This is a genomic window from Pseudovibrio sp. FO-BEG1 (genome assembly GCF_000236645.1).
GTDB lineage: Bacteria > Pseudomonadota > Alphaproteobacteria > Rhizobiales > Stappiaceae > Pseudovibrio.
In genome coordinates, this window is the sequence record NC_016642.1 from 2,028,263 (window position 1) to 2,046,154 (window position 17,892).

Below are 17,892 nucleotides of genomic sequence, written 5' to 3' on the forward strand. Positions count from 1 at the left end.
AGATCTACCCGATGACAGCCATGGACCCACGGAGTTTGAGGAATGCGTTTGGGACATTCCTGACCGGTGTTACGGTAGTGACAGCCCATGGAGCAGATGGTGAGCCGCTTGGCTTTACCGCGAACTCCTTCTCAAGTGTTTCTCTGGACCCACCCTTGCTGCTGGTGTGTCTTGCAAAGAGTTCCAGCAATTACGATGCGCTGACCAATGCATCCGGTTTCGCCGTCAACATTCTGGCTGAGACCCAGAAGGATGTGTCCAACACCTTCGCAAGCCGCGTTGAAGACCGCTTTGCGACCGTGGATTGGAAGGTTGGTCCAAATGGCGCACCAGTCATCTCCGATGTAGCGGCGTGGTTCGATTGTTCCATGCACAATGTGGTTGATGCGGGTGATCATGCGATCCTGATTGGTGAAGTGAAAGCGTTTGATACCGGCGTTGCCAATGGTCTGGGTTATGCCCGTGGCGCCTACTTTACGGCGACACAGGAAGTCAGCTCCATTCAGGTGGACAGCGAGACCATCATCAGCGCGCTTTTGGAACGAGACGGCAAACTGCTGTTTCTTGAAGATGATGCTGGGCAACTGCGTTTGCCAAGTCGCACGGCCAGCAAAGGCACCCCTACAAAAGAACTTGCTGCGCTCCTGGAAGAAGCCGGGATTCCTTCTTCCGTTGGCTTTATCTACTCCGTTTATGAGGATGAGAGCGCAAATGCCCAGCATCTGGCCTTTCACTGCAGCGCTGGCGAGGGAGACAGCAAAGTCGGGAGCTTCCTGTCGCTGACGGACGACGTGCTGGCACGGGTGAAAGATTCAGCAACGCAAACAATGCTCACCCGATTTGCGAGAGAGGCGCAAAAGGGCAACTTCGGCATTTATTTTGGAAATCAGGAAAGCGGCGAAGTGCGCAAAATCGCACTGGGAGAGTAAGCCATGAAATTTTCACTATTCATCCATTTGGAACGTATTTCAGCAGACGAAAGTCAGCAAAAACTCTATGACGAGTTTCTGCAGCTCTGTGAGATCGCTGACAAAGGCGGTATGCATGCGATCTGGACTGGTGAACACCATGGCATGAACTTCACCATTGCGCCTAACCCTTTCATCAATCTTGTAGACTTGGCACGGCGGACTGAAAATGTACGTCTTGGAACTGGAACAGTCATCGCGCCCTTCTGGCATCCAATCAAGCTGGCTGGCGAAGCTGCTATGGCGGACATCATTATGGACGGCCGTCTTGAGCTGGGTATCGCTCGTGGTGCTTACAGCTTCGAATATGAGCGGATGATGCCAGGTCTTGATGCATGGGAAGCCGGTCAGCGCATGCGTGAGCTGGTGCCTGCGGTCAAGAAGCTCTGGGAAGGCGACTACACCCATGAAGGTGAGTATTGGCAGTTCCCGAAAACCACCTCTGCGCCGCAGCCAATGCAGCAGCCTCACCCGCCAATCTGGGTGGCGGCTCGTGATCCAAACTCCCATGACTTTGCAGTTGCAAACGGCTGTAACGTTCAGGTGACTCCGCTTTGGAACGGTGATGATGAAGTTGAAAGCCTCATGGAGCGCTTCAACGATGCTTGTGAGAAGAGCCCATCCGTTCCACGTCCAAAAATCATGCTGCTGCGCCACACGTATGTTGGTGGTGATGATGCGGATGTTCAGCAGGGTGCTGAAGAGATCAACCGTTTCTACAACTACTTCGGTGCATGGTTCAAAAACGAGCGTCCAATCACGCAGGGTCTCATTGAGCCGCTGAGTGACGAAGATATCGCGAACCATCCGTTCTACAGCGCAGAGCAGATGCGCACCAACAACGTGATTGGCACCTCTGAGAAGGTTATCGAGCGCCTCAAGCACTACGAAGACCTTGGTTACGACGAGTACTCATTCTGGATTGATAGCGGCATGTCGTTTGAGCGTAAGAAAGCGTCTCTTGAACGCTTCATCAACGATGTAATGCCTGCTTTCCAAAAGGATGCATGATGAAACGCTTCCAGCACTATATCGATGGTCGTTTTGAAGAGGGTTCAGCACAGTTTCAAAGTCTGGATCCGGCAACCGGTCAGCCTTGGGCAGAAATGCCTGAGGCGCGGACAGAGGACGTCAACCGGGCGGTTGCTGCCGCTGAACGGGCTTTCTTTGATCCAAGCTGGAGCGGCCTGACCGCAACACAGCGCGGTAAGCTGCTCTACAAACTGGCAGATCTGGTTGAAGCCAATGCACCAAAACTTGCTCAGCTGGAAACGCAGGATACCGGCAAGATCATCCGCGAAACCTCTGCACAAGTGGCGTATGTGGCGGACTACTATCGGTATTATGCTGGTCTGGCAGATAAGATTGAAGGCGCTCACCTGCCAATCGATAAGCAGGATATGGAAGTCTGGCTGCGCCGTGAGCCTGTTGGTGTTGTGGCAGCGATTGTTCCTTGGAACAACCAGCTCTTCCTGTCTGCAGTCAAGATTGGCCCGGCGCTCGCTGCTGGCTGTACGCTGATTGTGAAAGCATCAGAAGAAGGCCCGGCGCCGCTTCTGGAGTTTGCCAAGCTGATTGAGGAAGCTGGCTTCCCGAAAGGCGTGGTCAACATCATCACCGGCTTTGGCCCAGAATGCGGTCAGGTGCTTACTTCGCACCCATCCGTCGCGCATGTTGCCTTCACGGGTGGTCCTGAAACCGCCAAGCATATCGTTCGCAATTCCGCAGAAAATCTTGCCAGCACCTCGCTGGAACTGGGCGGAAAGTCTCCGTTCATCGTGTTTGAAGATGCGGATATTGACAGTGCGGTGAATGCGCAGATCTCCGGCATCTTTGCAGCAACCGGGCAAAGCTGTGTTGCAGGCTCTCGTCTGATCATCGCAAAGAGCATCAAGGATGAGTTTCTCGCTCGTTTGAAGGCGAAAGCTGAAGCCGTTGTCATCGGCCATCCGCAAGAAATGACGACTGAGGTTGGACCTCTGTGCAGTCAGCGTCAACGCGATCACATCAACGCTGTGATCAAAGCTTCCGTGGATGCTGGTGCCAAGTTGCTGACAGGTGGTGCAGATTGTGAGCGGGACGGGTTCTACTTCCCGCCGACCATTCTGGATTGCTCAGAAGTGCCGAATGCCCCTTGTGTGACAACCGAGTTGTTTGGTCCGGTGCTTTCTGTCCTCACTTTTGAGACAGAGGCAGAAGCTCTGCAGATGGCAAACGACACCAAGTTTGGCCTCGCATCAGGCATCTTCACGAAAAGCCTGACCCGCGCCCACCGAATGGTGAAGGGCATCCGCTCAGGCATTGTTTGGGTCAACACTTATCGCGCTGTTTCTCCTGTTGCTCCGTTTGGGGGGCAAGGCCTCTCCGGCCATGGCCGTGAAGGCGGACTGCAGGCGGCGCTGGATTACACGACAGTCAAAACAGTCTGGCTGCGCACGTCAGACGATCCGATCCCGGATCCATTCGTGATGCGCTGAGACAAAGGAGAACCCCATCCATAACCCCAGTTAATGGGGCTGTAGATAAGCCGGAGTGGAACCCGGCACGGGCAATATGCCCGAACATAGCCAGGGAGGGAACGATGGCTACCGATAACAAGCAGGCTCAGGGAGAACTGAGTGTTGCTGAAACCGGTCTCTTTAAGGGGCTTCATAACGGAATGTCGATTGCGGCCAAGGCAATGGTCGCAGCATTCGTTGTGTTTACAATTCTGAACGTTGATTATGCTGGCCAGCTGTATGGGGCGGTACGCAGTTGGGTTGAGACAGCGCTGAGCTGGTACTACATTTCTTCAGTCATGATCATCTTCTTCATCTGTATCGGCCTGATGGTCAGCCGCTTTGGCTCCATTCGTCTGGGCGATGATGATGCACGTCCGGAATTCAGTAATTTCGCATGGTTTGCAATGCTGTTTTCCGCAAGTGTATCTATCGGCATCATGTTCTTTGGTGTTGCAGAACCGCTGTTCTACTTCGACAACTCCGCAGGCTGGGGCTACCCGAACAACCCGTTCGCGGATATGGCTGGCCATACTGAGATGAACATGGACCGCGCAGTGGATGCTGTACGTGTGACCAACTTCCACTGGGGACTGCATGGCTGGGCCATCTACACCATCACTGGTCTCTGCCTTGCGTACTTCTCATTCCGCAAAAAACTGCCGCTGACGTTCCGCAGTGCTCTTTATCCGATCCTCGGTGAGCGCATTTACGGTCCTGCTGGTCATGCTGTTGATCTGCTGGCAGTTTTCGGCACCGTTTTCGGCATCGCGACCTCCATGGGCCTTGGCGTAAACCAGATGGCAGCCGGTCTGAACGTGCTGTTTGGCATTGACCCAGGAACGCTTACCCAGATTGGTCTGGTGATTGGCATCTCCATCATTGCAACGCTCTCTGCTGTTTCCGGCATTGGCAAAGGCATCCGTATCCTGTCTGAGTGGAACATCGCTCTGACGCTGATTTTGATCCTGTTCTTTGCACTGGCTGGTCCATCTCAGTGGCTTGCAAGCTTCTTCCTGACTTCTGTCGGCGATTACATGTCTCACTTCCTGTCCATGGGTTTCTGGACTGCAAGCGAGCCGGGTGATGTGAAGTGGCAAGGTGGTTGGACCATGTTCTACTGGGGCTGGTGGCTGTCTTGGGCACCATTCGTGGGCATGTTCATCGCACGCATCAGCCGTGGCCGTACCATCCGTGAGTTCATGTTCGGCGCGATGCTTGTCCCAACTGTGATGGCTTTCCTCTGGATTACCATCTTCGGCGGCAACGCACTCTTCATCGAGATGAATGCTCCGGGCGGTGTAGGCACTGCAGGTCTGATTGACACCGTAAACAGCTGGAACCTTGGTGGCGCGCTCTATGGCACCATCGAGCAGATGACCTCCAACGGCACCATCAGCTGGCTGATCGCAGCACTGACCACCTTCCTGCTGGCGACTTGGTTCATCACGTCCTCTGACTCCGGCACTTTGGTGATCACCACCATCCTGTCCATGGGTAACGCACATCCACCAAAACAGCACCGCGTCATCTGGGGTGTTGCTCAGGGTGTTGTGGCTGCGGCCCTGCTTGTTGCCGGTGGTCTGTCCGCCTTGCAAACAGCGGCAATCGCAGCAGCTCTGCCGATCAGTGCACTGGTTGTGTTGATGGCATGGGGCATCGTGAAGTCCCTGATGCAGGACCCGAGTGCAATCGCAGATGAGCACAAAAAGCTGGCGCCGGATGGCACAACGCTTGATCGGGAACTACGAGCCTGACCCGATTTAACGGAAATTGAACAGTATGGGGGCCAAATCTTCTGGTCCCCATTCTTTTACGGCGTGATGAAAACCAGCGTGATTACAAGGAAAGACAAAAGGTGTCACCATGGACCTGAAGCTCAACAACCCCAACCTGCTGCAATCCGGTGCTTATATTGATGGCGGCTTTGTTTCGCGCCAGAAGACGTTCGCAGTCAACAACCCTTCAACGGGAGAGCTGATTACCAACGTAGCCGATTGCTCCCGTGAGGATGTTGTTGATGCCATCAACGCAGCGAAGGTCGCCCAAAAAGCATGGGGCAAGCGCACTGGCAAAGAGCGCTCCCAGATCCTGCGCCGCTGGTTTGATCTTCTCATTGAAAATGCCGATGATCTCGCTGCTATCCTGACTGCAGAGATGGGCAAGCCATTGGCGGAGTCTAAAGGCGAGATCCTTTACGGTGCCAGCTTTATCGAGTGGTTCTCAGAGGAAGCCAAGCGTGTTTATGGCGATACCATTCCGGGTCATCAGGAAGACAAACGTATCATGGTGATCAAACAACCCGTTGGCGTTGTTGGTGCGATCACCCCATGGAACTTCCCGAATGCCATGATCACCCGCAAAGCCGCGCCAGCTCTGGCTGCTGGCTGTGCCATGATCGTGAAACCTGCTGACGAAACTCCGCTCTCTGCTCTTGCTCTGGCACTGTTGGCCGAACAGGCAGGCATCCCAAAAGGCGTGCTAAGCATTCTGCCATCAACCGATGCAGTAGCCGTGGGCGAAGAGTTGTGCAGCAACGAGATTGTCCAGAAAATCAGTTTCACCGGCTCCACCAATGTGGGCCGTATCCTCATGCGCCAGAGCGCTGACCAGATCAAAAAGCTCTCACTGGAGCTTGGTGGCAATGCCCCGTTTATCGTGTTTAACGATGCGGATCTGGACAAAGCCGTTGAGGGCGCGCTGATCTCCAAGTTCCGTAATGCCGGCCAGACCTGTGTCTGCTCCAACCGCATTTACGTGCAGGATGGTGTTTATGACGCTTTTGCCAAAAAACTGGCAGAAGCCGTGTGCAATATGAAAGTTGGCGATGGCTTCGAGCCGGGCGTCACTATTGGCCCGCTCATCACCGATGCAGCGGTTGAAAAGGTGGAATCCCACATCCGCAACGCGCTCGAAAATGGCGCAAAGGTTGTTTGCGGCGGTGGTCGCAGCGACAAAGGTGGAACCTTCTTCCAACCAACTGTCCTGTCTGATGTCACCAGCAAAATGGAAGTGGCAAGAGAAGAAACCTTCGGCCCTCTGGCACCACTGTTCCGCTTCAAGGAAATCGATGAAGCCATTGAAGCGGCCAACAATACAGAATTTGGTCTGGCCTCCTATTTCTACAGTAATGATCTGTCCACGGTCTACAAAGTGGCAGAAGAGCTGGAATACGGCATGGTGGGTGTGAACACTGGCCTGATCTCAACGGAAGTGGCTCCATTTGGCGGCGTCAAGCAATCCGGCCTTGGCCGTGAAGGTTCAAAGTACGGCATCGAAGATTATGTCGAAATCAAATACATCTGCATCAGCGTTTAAGAGAGAAAGTGTACATGTTTGACCGGTTTGAAAAAGGCCTTGAGCAACGCAAGGCCACCCTTGGCGCTGACTATGTGGAGGCCAATCTGGCAAAAGCGGACGATTTCAACCGTCCGTTTCAGGAAGCCATGACCGAATGGTGCTGGGGCTTTGGCTGGGGAGATGAAGCCATCGACGCCCCAACCCGCAGCCTGATGAACCTGGCCATGATCGGTGCCCTCGGCAAAATGCACGAATGGGAACTCCACTGCAAAGGCGCACTGCGCAACGGCGTCACCAAAGAACAAATCCGCGCCGCCTGTCACATAGTCGCCATCTACGCCGGCGTCCCCGCCGGAGTAGACTGCTTCCGCAGTGCAAGGAAGGTACTGGAGGAAGCAGGGGAGTTGTGAGCGGCATAATGAACTAATTGCTGATAAGATCTACAACTGCGAAAAGCCATACCAAAATCAATGGTGTGGCTTTTTGCATTTATGAGATTGAAACGAGAACTCTTGACCTTCCAGTAACTGGAACGATTATCATGTTTGGCTCTAGGCTGTTTTGTGCTGCTTTATGTCAGCAAAAAGCGGCGTAATGGTGAGGATTTGGAGTGGTGTTGGTGTTTTAGGATGCTGGCGGATTGCTTCAGGTTGGACCAGTGATTGGTAGAGCAGGACAGGACCGATGCGTAGTAAGTACGCTGTTGTGGTTGGCTTTGCGGTTGTTGCGAGTGTCTCGGCTGGGCTTGGGATTTTTCTCGGAAGTTCAGTAAATTGGACTTCGGGAAGTTCTGGTGGCACTGAGAAAGAGATACTGTATTGGGTTGCGCCTATGGATCCGAACTTCCGGCGCGATGAACCCGGTAAGTCTCCCATGGGTATGGATCTCATCCCTGTTTATGCTGGTGAGGAAACGCAACCAAGCGGGACTGGGGTGACGCTTTCACCGAGTGTCATCAATACGATTGGTGTCCGCACAGCGGTTGCCAGTGTGGAACCAATTTCTCAGAAAATCGAAAGCGTTGGCTTTGTTGGCTATGATGAGCACCGTTCCAGTCAGGTTCATCTGCGGACCGAAGGATGGATCCAGAAGCTCAATATACGCGCCGTTGGTGATCCCGTTGAAAAGGGTGACTTGCTCTTTACCGTCTACGCGCCGGAAGTGACGGTTGCCAGTGCTGATCTGATCAGAGCGGTGCGAAGGGGCGATAGAGCTGCTGAGCAAAACATCCGTATCCAGCTTCAGAACTACGGGATTGATCCCGCTCAGATTGATGAGATGGCTCAGGCCAGCAAGCCCGCGGATGTCTTCAAGGTTTTTGCACCGCAATCCGGTGTGGTGACCACACTGGAAGCGGCAGATGGCATGTACCTGCAGCCAGATTCCATCGCTTTGACGCTTGCGGACCTGTCTTCTGTCTGGCTGATGGTGGATGTGTTTGAGCAAGATATTGCCCGGCTAAGCCCAAACAGTGAAGTGCTGGCCAGTTTTGAACATCTTCCCGGTAAAGTGTTGGATGGACGGATTGACTACATCTATCCGGAGCTGGACTCAGTCACTCGTACTCTGCCAGTTCGCCTGCATTTCGATAACTCAAAGGGCTTTTTACGCCCTAACATGTTTGGCCGCGTCACGATCATTCTCTCTGAAACGCGAAATGCAATCACCATTCCCACCAGCGCATTGATCCGCACAGGTATGTCTGAACGGGTAATCCTGCAAACGGAGGAAGGCACCTTTCAGCCCCGTATCGTGACCCCCGGTTTGACTGGTAGTTTTGGTAAAGGCAGCCGGACGGAGATCCTGCAAGGTCTGCAGGCTGGGGATGAAGTTGTCACTTCAGCGCAGTTCCTGATCGACAGTGAAAGCTCACTTTCTGCCGGAATGGAACGGATGTCGCCGGCGCAAGGTGCTCCCATCTGGTCTGAAGGGACTGTTACCCGCGTTGACCCGGAGGCCAACACTATCACTATCCGTCACGCGACGATCAACGAGCTGGACTGGCCAGAGATGGAAACCACCTTTGTGGTTCGTGGCAATCTGAACGAGTTTGATGTGTCAGCGAACAAGCAAATTGAGTTTGCTATCACGCGAGGCTCAGACAAACGCTTCAGCCTTGTCGAGATGCGCGAGAGTGGAGAAAGGCTCTCCAAATCAGCACCTGCTGAACCGGTGGGGGCCGATGACAAATGATTGGCTCCATAATCCGTGCCTCCATCAAGAACCGTGTGATTGTTCTGATGGCTGCAGTGATGCTGGCACTTGGCGGCATCTGGGCACTGAAGGAAACACCCGTTGATGCGATCCCAGACCTTTCCGATGTTCAGGTGATCATCAAGACCCCTTATGATGGTCAGGCACCTCAGGTTATTGAAGATCAGGTGACCTACCCAATCGCCACTGCCATGTTGTCCGTGCCGGATGTGATCGATGTGCGCGGGTTCTCGTTTTATGGCGATTCCTACGTTTACGTGGTGTTCAAGGACAGCACTGATCTTTACTGGGCTCGCAGTCGGGTGCTGGAATATCTAGCTCAGGTGGGCGCTAAACTGCCGGATGGTGTAACGCCTGAGCTTGGACCAGATGCGACGGGTGTGGGCTGGATCTATCAGTATGCGCTGATCGACCGAACCGGTGATCATGATCTGGCGCAACTCCGATCCTTGCAGGATTGGTGGCTGAAGTTTGAGCTTCAAACCGTCAGTGGGGTTTCTGAAGTGGCAACCATTGGCGGCATGGTCAAGCAGTATCAGGTTGTTGCTGATCCCATTAAACTGCGTGCCTATGGAGTGACTCTGCCAGAGCTGATGAGCACGGTTGAGAACGCAAACCGTGAGACCAGCGGTAGCGTTATTGAGATGGCCGAGGCGGAGTATATGGTCCGCGCCACTGGTTATATTCAGTCCATTGAAGACCTGAAGCAAATTCCGATCAAAGTGAATGAACGGGGTGCGGCTCTTACGCTTGAGGATGTGGCTGAGATTCGCCTCGGTCCGCAAATGCGTCGAGGTGTGGCAGACCTGAATGGTGTGGGTGACTCCGTTGGGGCCGTCGTGATTATGCGCTGGGGCGAGAATCCGCTGCGCACCATTGAGGGCGTGACGGCTAAACTGAATGAGCTGAAGCCCAACTTACCGGAAGGCGTTGAGATCGTAACCACTTATGATCGCTCCGGTGTGATTGAGCGGGCCATTGATAACCTCACCCAAAAGCTTACCGAAGAGTTTCTGGTGGTGGTTCTGGTCTGTGCAATTTTCCTGCTGCACCTCAGATCGTCATTGGTGATCCTAATCTCACTGCCACTGGGTATTCTGACGGCACTGCTCGTGATGCGATTGCAGGGCGTGAACGCCAATATCATGTCTCTTGGCGGCATCGCCATTGCGATTGGGGCCATGGTGGATGCGGCGATTGTGATGATCGAAGCGATGCACCGGCGGCTTGAGAAGAAGCCAAACCCCGACAAGAACCGCTGGAAAGTGGTTGCTGAGTGCTGCTCGGAGGTTGGACCAGCATTGTTCTACTCGCTTGCGATTATCACCATCAGCTTCCTGCCGGTGTTTGTGCTAGAGGCGCAGGAGGGACGTTTATTCAAACCGCTGGCCTTCACCAAAACCTATGCCATGGCAGCGGCAACGATTTTGAGTATCACTCTGGTGCCGGTGCTAATGGGATACTTCGTGCGTGGGCGCATTCACCCTGAGGCTAAGAACCCGGTGAACCGTTTCTGCATTGCGCTGTATCGGCCAGCCCTTTCGCTGGTCATCACGTGGCCAAAGACAACAATCGTGTTTGCGCTGGTTCTGGTGGCCTCCATTCTTGTACCGCTGAACAGGATTGGAACGGAGTTCATGCCGGAACTGAAGGAAGGTGACTTCCTTTACATGCCCTCGCTTTACACCGGTGTATCCATCGGCAAGGCGCGGGAAGTGCTTCAACAAACTGACCGCATGATCATGCAGGTGCCTGAAGTGCAAACAGTCCATGGCAAGTTGGGGCGCGCTGAAACCGCAACGGACCCAGCGCCCTTGACCATGTTTGAAACCACCATTCAGCTGAAACCGCAGGACCAGTGGCGAGAAGGTATGACGCTTGAAAAGATACGGCAGGAACTGGATAGGTCCGTACAGGTGCCTGGCCTGACCAACGTTTGGATTCAGCCCATCAAGAACCGCATCGATATGCTGGCGACAGGCATGAAAACACCAGTGGGCGTGAAGGTCTCCGGGCCTGATCTGCAGGTCATTCAGAATATCTCGGTAGAGATTGAAGGTCTCGTCAAAGGTGTAGAGGGGACGCTGTCGGCTTATGCGGAACGCCCCAAAGGCGCACGGTTTATCGAGATTGATATCAACCGAAATGCAGCTGCCCGTTATATGCTGAATATCAAGGACGTTCAGGATGTGGTGCAAACCGCAATTGGCGGTATGGATATTTCTGAGAGTGTTGAAGGGCTGGAACGTTACCCCATCAACTTGCGCTACCCGCAGGATTGGCGAAGCACGCCAGAACAACTGGAGAAACTGCCGGTTGTTACGCCGTCTGGCGCACACATTCCACTTGGTGCTGTGTCTGACGTGAAGATCGTTGACGGCCCCGGTATGATCCGTTCCGAAAATGCACGGCCAACAGGATTTGTGTTCATTGATATCGAGGGCCGTGATCTGGGTGGCTACGTGAGTGAGGCCCAGCAACTGGTTGCCTCGAATGTGAAAGTCCCGGCTGGCTACTCAATCACCTGGTCAGGGCAGTATGAGTATATCGAGCGGGTCCAGGAACGTTTGCAGCTGGTTGCGCCCGTTACACTTCTTATCATTACGCTGATGTTGTTCCTTGCTTTCAACAGGGTGGGAGAAGTCGTGATCATTCTCACTTCACTGCCCATCGCGCTCACCGGCGGCATCTGGTTTGTCTACGCTTTGGGCTTTGACCTGTCAGTTGCGGTGTTGGTGGGCTTTATTGCGCTTGCTGGCGTGGCCGTGGAAACAGCCATTGTGATGCTGCTTTATCTCAACCTTTCCTGGGAGAAGCGCATCGAGACGGCTCAGGCAACACATCAACAGCTGACCACTAAAGACATACTGGAGTCTGTTGTCGAAGGAGCTTTATTGCGGTTGCGCCCCAAAGTGATGACGGTCGCAGCCATCTTCGCAGGCTTGATTCCCATAATGCTTGGCAGTGCTACGGGCTCAGAGATCATGAAGCGGATCGCAGCTCCAATGGTGGGCGGTATGATCACCGCAACGCTGCTTACGCTCTTCGTAATTCCAGCAATCTATGTGCTTTGGAAGAAGGCACGATTGAGTGCCTTGAATAAAAGAATAGAAGCAGCGCCCATCTCTGATGAGCCAATAAAAACAAAGGGTAAGTGAGAGAGTTCCACCTCCCTCACTGAATACTGCTGCCAGGAAAAGGTCGACCTTCAAAGGTGATCAAACTCTTTCCATCTAATTGTAGTTTTCTTGCTTGACCTTCCAGTGACTGGAAGCCTTAGAGTGCGCTCAAGAGACAATGAAATGGTGAAGTTATGTCCCACAGTTCAACACTGAAAATGCAAGTTGAAGGCATGAATTGCGCCTCTTGCGTCGGTCGTGTCGAGAAAGCGCTTAAGAACATCTCGGGTGTTATCAATGCTTCCGTCAATCTGGCGACGGAGAGCGTGCAGGTAAACTATGATGACAGCCTCACACCCAAGGATGTGGCGAATGCGCTGCAAGAGGCTGGCTACCCAGCCGTTTCAGAAAGTATCACATTTGGTGTCTCCAATCTGAACTGTGCCTCCTGTGTTGGCCGCGCAGAAAAAGCACTGAGAGCCGGTGATGGCGTTCTGGAAGCGAATGTCAATTTAGCCACCGAGAGCGCGACCGTTCGTTATGCCGTGGGTACAACAACACCAGCTGCGATAGCTGAACTCGTCACAGCCGCGGGCTATCCAGCTACACTGGAAAAGACTGAGCCGACTGAGACTGCTCACCGTAAAACCGATGAAATCCGTCAGCTCAAAAACAAGACGCTTCTGGCCGCTGTTCTAGCTCTTCCGGTCTTCCTCATTGAGATGGGCAGCCACTTCATCCCCGGCGTTCATATGCTTGTTGCGGATACGCTTGGCATGCAGAACAACTACTATCTGCAGTTTATCCTGACCACGATTGTGCTGTTTGGTCCGGGGCGTCAGTTTTACACCAAGGGCTTTCCATCCCTCTTCAAAGGTGCACCAGATATGAACTCTCTGGTGGCGCTGGGAACAGCTGCTGCCTATGTGTTCTCTCTTGTTTCAACCTTCACGCCTCAGGTGCTTCCGGCTGGAACGATCAACGTTTACTATGAAGCCGCGGCCGTAATCGTCGTGCTTATTCTTCTGGGTCGTTTTCTGGAAGCCCGTGCCAAAGGGCGAACAGGGGAAGCCATTCAAAAACTCGTCGGCATGCAGGCTAAAACTGCACGCGTTGAACGCAATGGCGTGGTAAGCGAAGTTCCTATCGAAGAGATCATCGTTGGAGATGTCATTCAGGTGCGTCCCGGCGAGAAAATTGCGGTCGATGGTACTGTTGTCTCCGGTTCCTCGTTTGTTGATGAAAGCATGATCACCGGTGAACCGATCCCAGTAGAGAAAGCTTCTGGTGATGAAGTAGTCGGTGCAACGATCAACGGCACAGGTGCGCTCAGCGTGCAGGCCAGCAAAGTGGGCAATGACACGGTTCTTTCCCAGATCATTCAGATGGTGGAACAGGCGCAAGGCGCAAAGCTGCCAATTCAGGGACTGGTTGATAAAATCACGTCCTGGTTCGTTCCAGCAGTGATCACCATCGCAATCTTAACTGTTGGTGTCTGGTTCCTGTTTGGCCCTGATCCAGCCCTTAGCCTGGCGCTGGTTGCAGGTGTTGCCGTGCTGATCATAGCATGTCCTTGTGCCATGGGCCTTGCAACGCCAACCTCCATTATGGTCGGTACAGGCCGAGCTGCAGAACTCGGAGTTCTGTTCCGTAAAGGCGACGCCTTGCAAATGCTTCAGGAAACTGGTGTGGTTGCATTGGACAAGACCGGTACCCTGACAGCTGGCCATCCGGAACTGACCGACATCATCCTGCGTGATGGCCTTGAAGAGAACGACGTCTTGCGGATGGTTGCTGCCGTGGAGCAGAACTCAGAACACCCAATCGCAAAAGCAATTGTTCAAGCTGCTGAGGAGCGTGATATCTCCCTGCCAAAACCAGAGAGCTTCAACTCCCTGACAGGCTTCGGTGTAAGTGCAGTGGTTCAGGGCCGTGATGTTCTTGTTGGTGCAGATCGCCTGATGGAACGTGAAAACATCTCGCTGGAACAGCTTTCTGTTGAAGGCACAGTTCTGGCAACTCGGGGCAAAACCCCGCTCTACGTTGCACTTGATGGAGAAATCGCAGCAGTGATTGCAGTGGCTGACCCCATTAAACAAACGACACCAGATGCAATCAAAGCACTGCATGCTTTGGGCCTCAAGGTGGTGATGATCACGGGTGATAACCAGAAAACCGCCAATGCCATTGCAAATGAACTGGGTATCGACAGCGTGGTTGCTGAGGTTCTGCCTGATGGCAAAGTGCGCGCGCTGGAAGATCTGCGCAAGAACGCCGCTGGCAAGCTGGCCTTTGTCGGAGATGGCATCAATGATGCCCCAGCCCTGGCTGCTGCCGATGTAGGCATCGCAATTGGCACAGGCACCGACGTCGCTATTGAGGCAGCTGATGTTGTGCTGATGGCCGGTGATCTGAACGGTGTGGTCAATGCCTTCCATATCAGCCAGCAGACCATGCGCAACATCCGTCAGAACCTGTTCTGGGCCTTCAGTTACAACACCCTGCTGATCCCAGTGGCTGCAGGTGTGCTATATCCATTTGGCGGACCGCTGCTGTCTCCTGTTCTGGCCGCCGGTGCCATGGCACTGTCAAGCGTGTTTGTCTTGACCAACGCTTTGCGGTTACGCTGGATCAAAGCGGCCGCCACGTACTAACAAGGGATGATACTAGCATGAATATTGGCGAAGTAGCAGAACGCTCCGGCATCCCAACCAAGACAATTCGTTACTACGAAGACATTGGTTTCCTTCATCCCAAACGGAATGAAAACGGGTACCGCATCTTTGAAGACACCGAGCTTCACAAGCTGACATTCATTGGCCGTGCCCGCTCCCTGGGCTTCAACATCGAAGAGTGCCGGGCCTTACTGGCACTCTATGAAGACAAAGACCGCGGCAGTGCAGATGTGAAGAAAATCGCGCAACAACACGTGCAGGAAATCGAAGACAAAATCGCCGACCTCATCGCCATGCGCGACACCCTAACCCACCTCATCAACGCCTGCGCCGGCGACCACCGCCCTGATTGTCCAATTCTGGATAACCTGAGTGATGGGAAGGGGGAGTAGGGTGGTTCATGATTTCGTTACTGCAAAAAGATGACTAACTGCGTCAGCACCATAGACAAGGTAAACTTTACTGTGTGAACGTGTCCTTAACAAACTGCATGTGAGGACCATACCGTGCTGCTGAATACGCCGATTTGTGATTTTGGGTGGAAGGCTCCGGATTTCACGCTTAAAGATGCTGATGGGCAGAGTTTCACGATGTCGGAGCACATTGGTGAGAATGGTCTGTTGATCGCATTTATCTGTAATCATTGTCCGTATGTTCAGGCAATAGGTGACCGTTTGGCAGCAGATACCAAGCTTCTGATGTCAGAAGGTTTTGGTGTACTGGCGGTCATGTCCAATGACTACAAATCTGTTCCGGCAGATTCTCCTGCAAAAATGAAAGAGTTCGCGAAGCTTTATGGATTTGAGTTTCCATACCTGATCGATGAAGACCAATCTGTCGGCAAGACGTATGGTGCCGTATGTACTCCAGATTTCTTTGGCTTGAACAACAAAGGCGAACTCCAGTATCGCGGTCGTCTGGATGACGCAGGGTTTAATGACCCAACAGGACGAACACCCGAACTGCTCAACGCAATGCGTTTGATTGCTGACACTGGCGCCGGACCTAAGAACCAAGTGCCGAGCATGGGCTGTTCAATAAAGTGGACGGACTAGTTCCATAATGTTGATTTTGCGTTTTGTGACTGGGAAAGTGCTTTCAGCTACACAGCTTGCTTAACTCTTTCCCTTCTCCAAAAACAAAAGAAGCCTGCGCGGGGCGCAGGCTTCTTGTTCAGCGGTGTTATTATTGTTGTTAGCTGACTGCGATACCTGGGAAGATGATCAGCAGGGCTACGGCGACGATCTGGATCATGATGAAAGGCAGCAGGGCCTTGAAGATCTCGCCGAGGCTTATGTCGGGTGGTGCCACGCTCTTTAAGTAGAATGCTGCCGGTCCGAATGGTGGTGACAGGAAGCTCACCTGCATGTTCATGGCGAACACAACACCAAACCAGATCGGATCATAGCCAAGCTGAGAGACGATTGGCACGAAGATCGGCATGGTGAGCAGTGCGATGCCAACCCAATCCAGGAACATACCGAGCACGAACAGGATCAGCATCATGAACAGGATCACGATGGTTGGATCATCAGAGATACCGGTGATCAGTGCCTGAACAAAGCGAATGCCGCCCATCAGGTTGAACACGCCGACCAATGCAGATGCGCCCACACCAATCCATACGATCATACCGACGGTAGACAGCGTCTGCTTTGCTGCACCCATGATGAGTTTCAGGGTGAACTCGCGGCGGATGATGGTGGAGATTGTAACGCCGAGCACGCCAATCGCAGAGGCTTCCGTCACACTGGCAATACCGCCATAGATGGAGCCTAGCACGAAGACCACAACGAGGATTGGCAGGAACAAGCCCTTCAGAAGACGGATTTTCTCGGAAAGTGGGATCTCTCCTGCTTCTGGAATTGGTGCGACTTCAGGGTTGGAGTAAGCGCGGATCAGAATATAAGCGGCATACATGGCGGCGAGCATCAGACCCGGGAAGAACGCTGCGGTGAACAGATCGCCAATGGAAACGCTGGCCGTCAGGCCATAGATGATCAGCACGATGGATGGTGGGATCATGGTTCCCAGTGCACCACCTGCACAGCACACACCGATGGCGAGTTTGCGATCATAACCGAGGCGCAGCATTTGTGGCAGGGCGATCACGCCGAGGAGAACCACCTCACCGCCGATGATGCCGGACATGGCAGCCAGAACAACGGCTACGAGAAGTGTCTGGATGGCGATGCCACCGCGCAGGCGCCCTCCGACAAGGCGCATGGCGTCGAACAGATCCCTGGCGATGCCCGAGCGATCAAGGATCGCGGCCATGAGCACGAACATGGGAACTGAGACGAAAACAAAGGAGTTCACAAAGCTGAAGATGCGGCTGACGATGAGCGGCACCGCGCCTGGGCCAAACCAGCCCAATGCGAAGATGAGAGCAACCAGCAGTGTGACGAACGCAAGAGGCATGCCCGTCAGCAGCAGGAGAAGCAATGAGCCGAACATCAGAAGCGTAGCCACCTCGATGCCCAGAGCTTTGAAATCCGGGATCAGGAAGAGTAAATCGGTCATTTTTTCTTAGCGTAGTTGACGGCCAGAATTGCAAATTGCAGGCACATAAGAATGAGGATGCCAAGCAGGAACAGTTTCAGAAGCCCTGGCGTTGGCGGGTTCCATGCCGAGCCGGATGTCTCCAGACGAAAGGCGCCGGAAGGTGTCCAGATTGCGCGCTTCACAACAAGCCAGCCTGCCCAGGAGAACAAGGCACTGGCGAGCGCACAGGCAACGGAAATGGCAACGTTGAAAACGCGCCGCATTTTGGGAGAAAGTGCATCGTAGATGAGAACCACACGGATGTGCTTGTTCGTGGATGCGCAGTAAAGACCACCAAACAGGAATGTTGTCGCCGTCAAAAAGATAACGGTTTCATGGGCCCAGGTGGTAGGTGAGTTAAACAGATATCGCATTGCGACTTCCACAATCAGAATTGCAGCAGACAATACGATTGTGAGTGAAAACAGCGTGCCGAATTTTGCTATTATGCTCCCGAACAGACCTGCTTCAGGTATGGCCTTTTGGCCTTTGTCCTTGTCTTCTTGATCTGACATTCACCTTGCCTCCCCCGCTAGGTACCGAACCGTCGGGGAATTTGACGGTCCGGTATGTT

13 protein-coding genes are annotated in these 17,892 nt (G+C 53.4%); 11 read left to right on the forward strand and 2 right to left on the reverse strand.

The genetic code is table 11. The features are described 5' to 3' along the window. The first annotated feature begins 11 nt into the window (after positions 1 to 11). The 11 genes from PSE_RS09270 to PSE_RS09320 all read left to right on the forward strand — a co-directional run bounded on the left by PSE_RS09270 (position 12) and on the right by PSE_RS09320 (position 15,829). Positions 12 to 929 carry a flavin reductase family protein gene (locus tag PSE_RS09270; protein ID WP_008549113.1) on the forward strand — a complete coding sequence of 306 codons (918 nt, stop codon included), beginning with the start codon at positions 12 to 14 and terminating at the stop codon, positions 927 to 929. A gap of 3 nt (positions 930 to 932) precedes the next feature. After that, positions 933 to 1,979 (forward strand): LLM class flavin-dependent oxidoreductase, encoded by a 1,047-nt coding sequence (locus PSE_RS09275; RefSeq protein ID WP_008549425.1) that lies wholly within the window; start codon positions 933 to 935, stop codon positions 1,977 to 1,979. Then, positions 1,979 to 3,445, forward strand: coding sequence for an aldehyde dehydrogenase (locus tag PSE_RS09280; protein WP_041768939.1), 1,467 nt, complete (start codon positions 1,979 to 1,981; stop codon positions 3,443 to 3,445). Before PSE_RS09275 ends, PSE_RS09280 begins: the two co-directional genes overlap by 1 nt. A gap of 104 nt (positions 3,446 to 3,549) precedes the next feature. After that, on the forward strand, positions 3,550 to 5,223 hold the full coding sequence (locus PSE_RS09285; protein WP_014284601.1) for a BCCT family transporter: 1,674 nt from the start codon (positions 3,550 to 3,552) through the stop codon (positions 5,221 to 5,223). Between the two features lie 109 nt (positions 5,224 to 5,332). Further along, positions 5,333 to 6,784: an NAD-dependent succinate-semialdehyde dehydrogenase gene (locus tag PSE_RS09290; RefSeq protein ID WP_014284602.1), complete on the forward strand. Its 1,452-nt coding sequence runs from the start codon at positions 5,333 to 5,335 to the stop codon at positions 6,782 to 6,784. Between the two features lie 14 nt (positions 6,785 to 6,798). Then, complete coding sequence (locus PSE_RS09295; RefSeq protein ID WP_014284603.1) at positions 6,799 to 7,176, forward strand: carboxymuconolactone decarboxylase family protein; 378 nt, start codon at positions 6,799 to 6,801, stop codon at positions 7,174 to 7,176. A 274-nt stretch (positions 7,177 to 7,450) separates the two neighbouring features. Further along, complete coding sequence (locus tag PSE_RS09300) at positions 7,451 to 8,959, forward strand: efflux RND transporter periplasmic adaptor subunit (RefSeq protein WP_014284604.1); 1,509 nt, start codon at positions 7,451 to 7,453, stop codon at positions 8,957 to 8,959. Next, positions 8,956 to 12,138, forward strand: a complete 3,183-nt coding sequence (locus PSE_RS09305) for an efflux RND transporter permease subunit (protein WP_014284605.1) — start codon at positions 8,956 to 8,958, stop codon at positions 12,136 to 12,138. The genes PSE_RS09300 and PSE_RS09305 overlap by 4 nt, the downstream gene beginning before the upstream one ends. Positions 12,139 to 12,293: 155 nt before the next feature. Then, complete coding sequence (locus PSE_RS09310; RefSeq protein ID WP_193384390.1) at positions 12,294 to 14,753, forward strand: heavy metal translocating P-type ATPase; 2,460 nt, start codon at positions 12,294 to 12,296, stop codon at positions 14,751 to 14,753. A gap of 17 nt (positions 14,754 to 14,770) precedes the next feature. Further along, entirely contained in the window at positions 14,771 to 15,166 is a 396-nt protein-coding gene (gene cueR, locus PSE_RS09315) for a Cu(I)-responsive transcriptional regulator (protein ID WP_008552458.1), read from the forward strand. 114 nt (positions 15,167 to 15,280) lie between these two features. After that, positions 15,281 to 15,829, forward strand: coding sequence for a thioredoxin family protein (locus PSE_RS09320; protein WP_014284607.1), 549 nt, complete (start codon positions 15,281 to 15,283; stop codon positions 15,827 to 15,829). Between the two features lie 139 nt (positions 15,830 to 15,968). Here the strand turns inward: PSE_RS09320 and PSE_RS09325 are convergent, their stop codons facing one another. Beyond that, a complete protein-coding gene (locus PSE_RS09325) occupies positions 15,969 to 17,297 on the reverse strand; it encodes a TRAP transporter large permease subunit (protein ID WP_014284608.1) in 1,329 nt (442 codons plus the stop codon). Beyond that, positions 17,294 to 17,833 carry a TRAP transporter small permease subunit gene (locus PSE_RS09330; protein WP_014284609.1) on the reverse strand — a complete coding sequence of 180 codons (540 nt, stop codon included), beginning with the start codon at positions 17,831 to 17,833 and terminating at the stop codon, positions 17,294 to 17,296. The genes PSE_RS09325 and PSE_RS09330 overlap by 4 nt, the downstream gene beginning before the upstream one ends. Between the last annotated feature and the right edge of the window lie 59 nt (positions 17,834 to 17,892).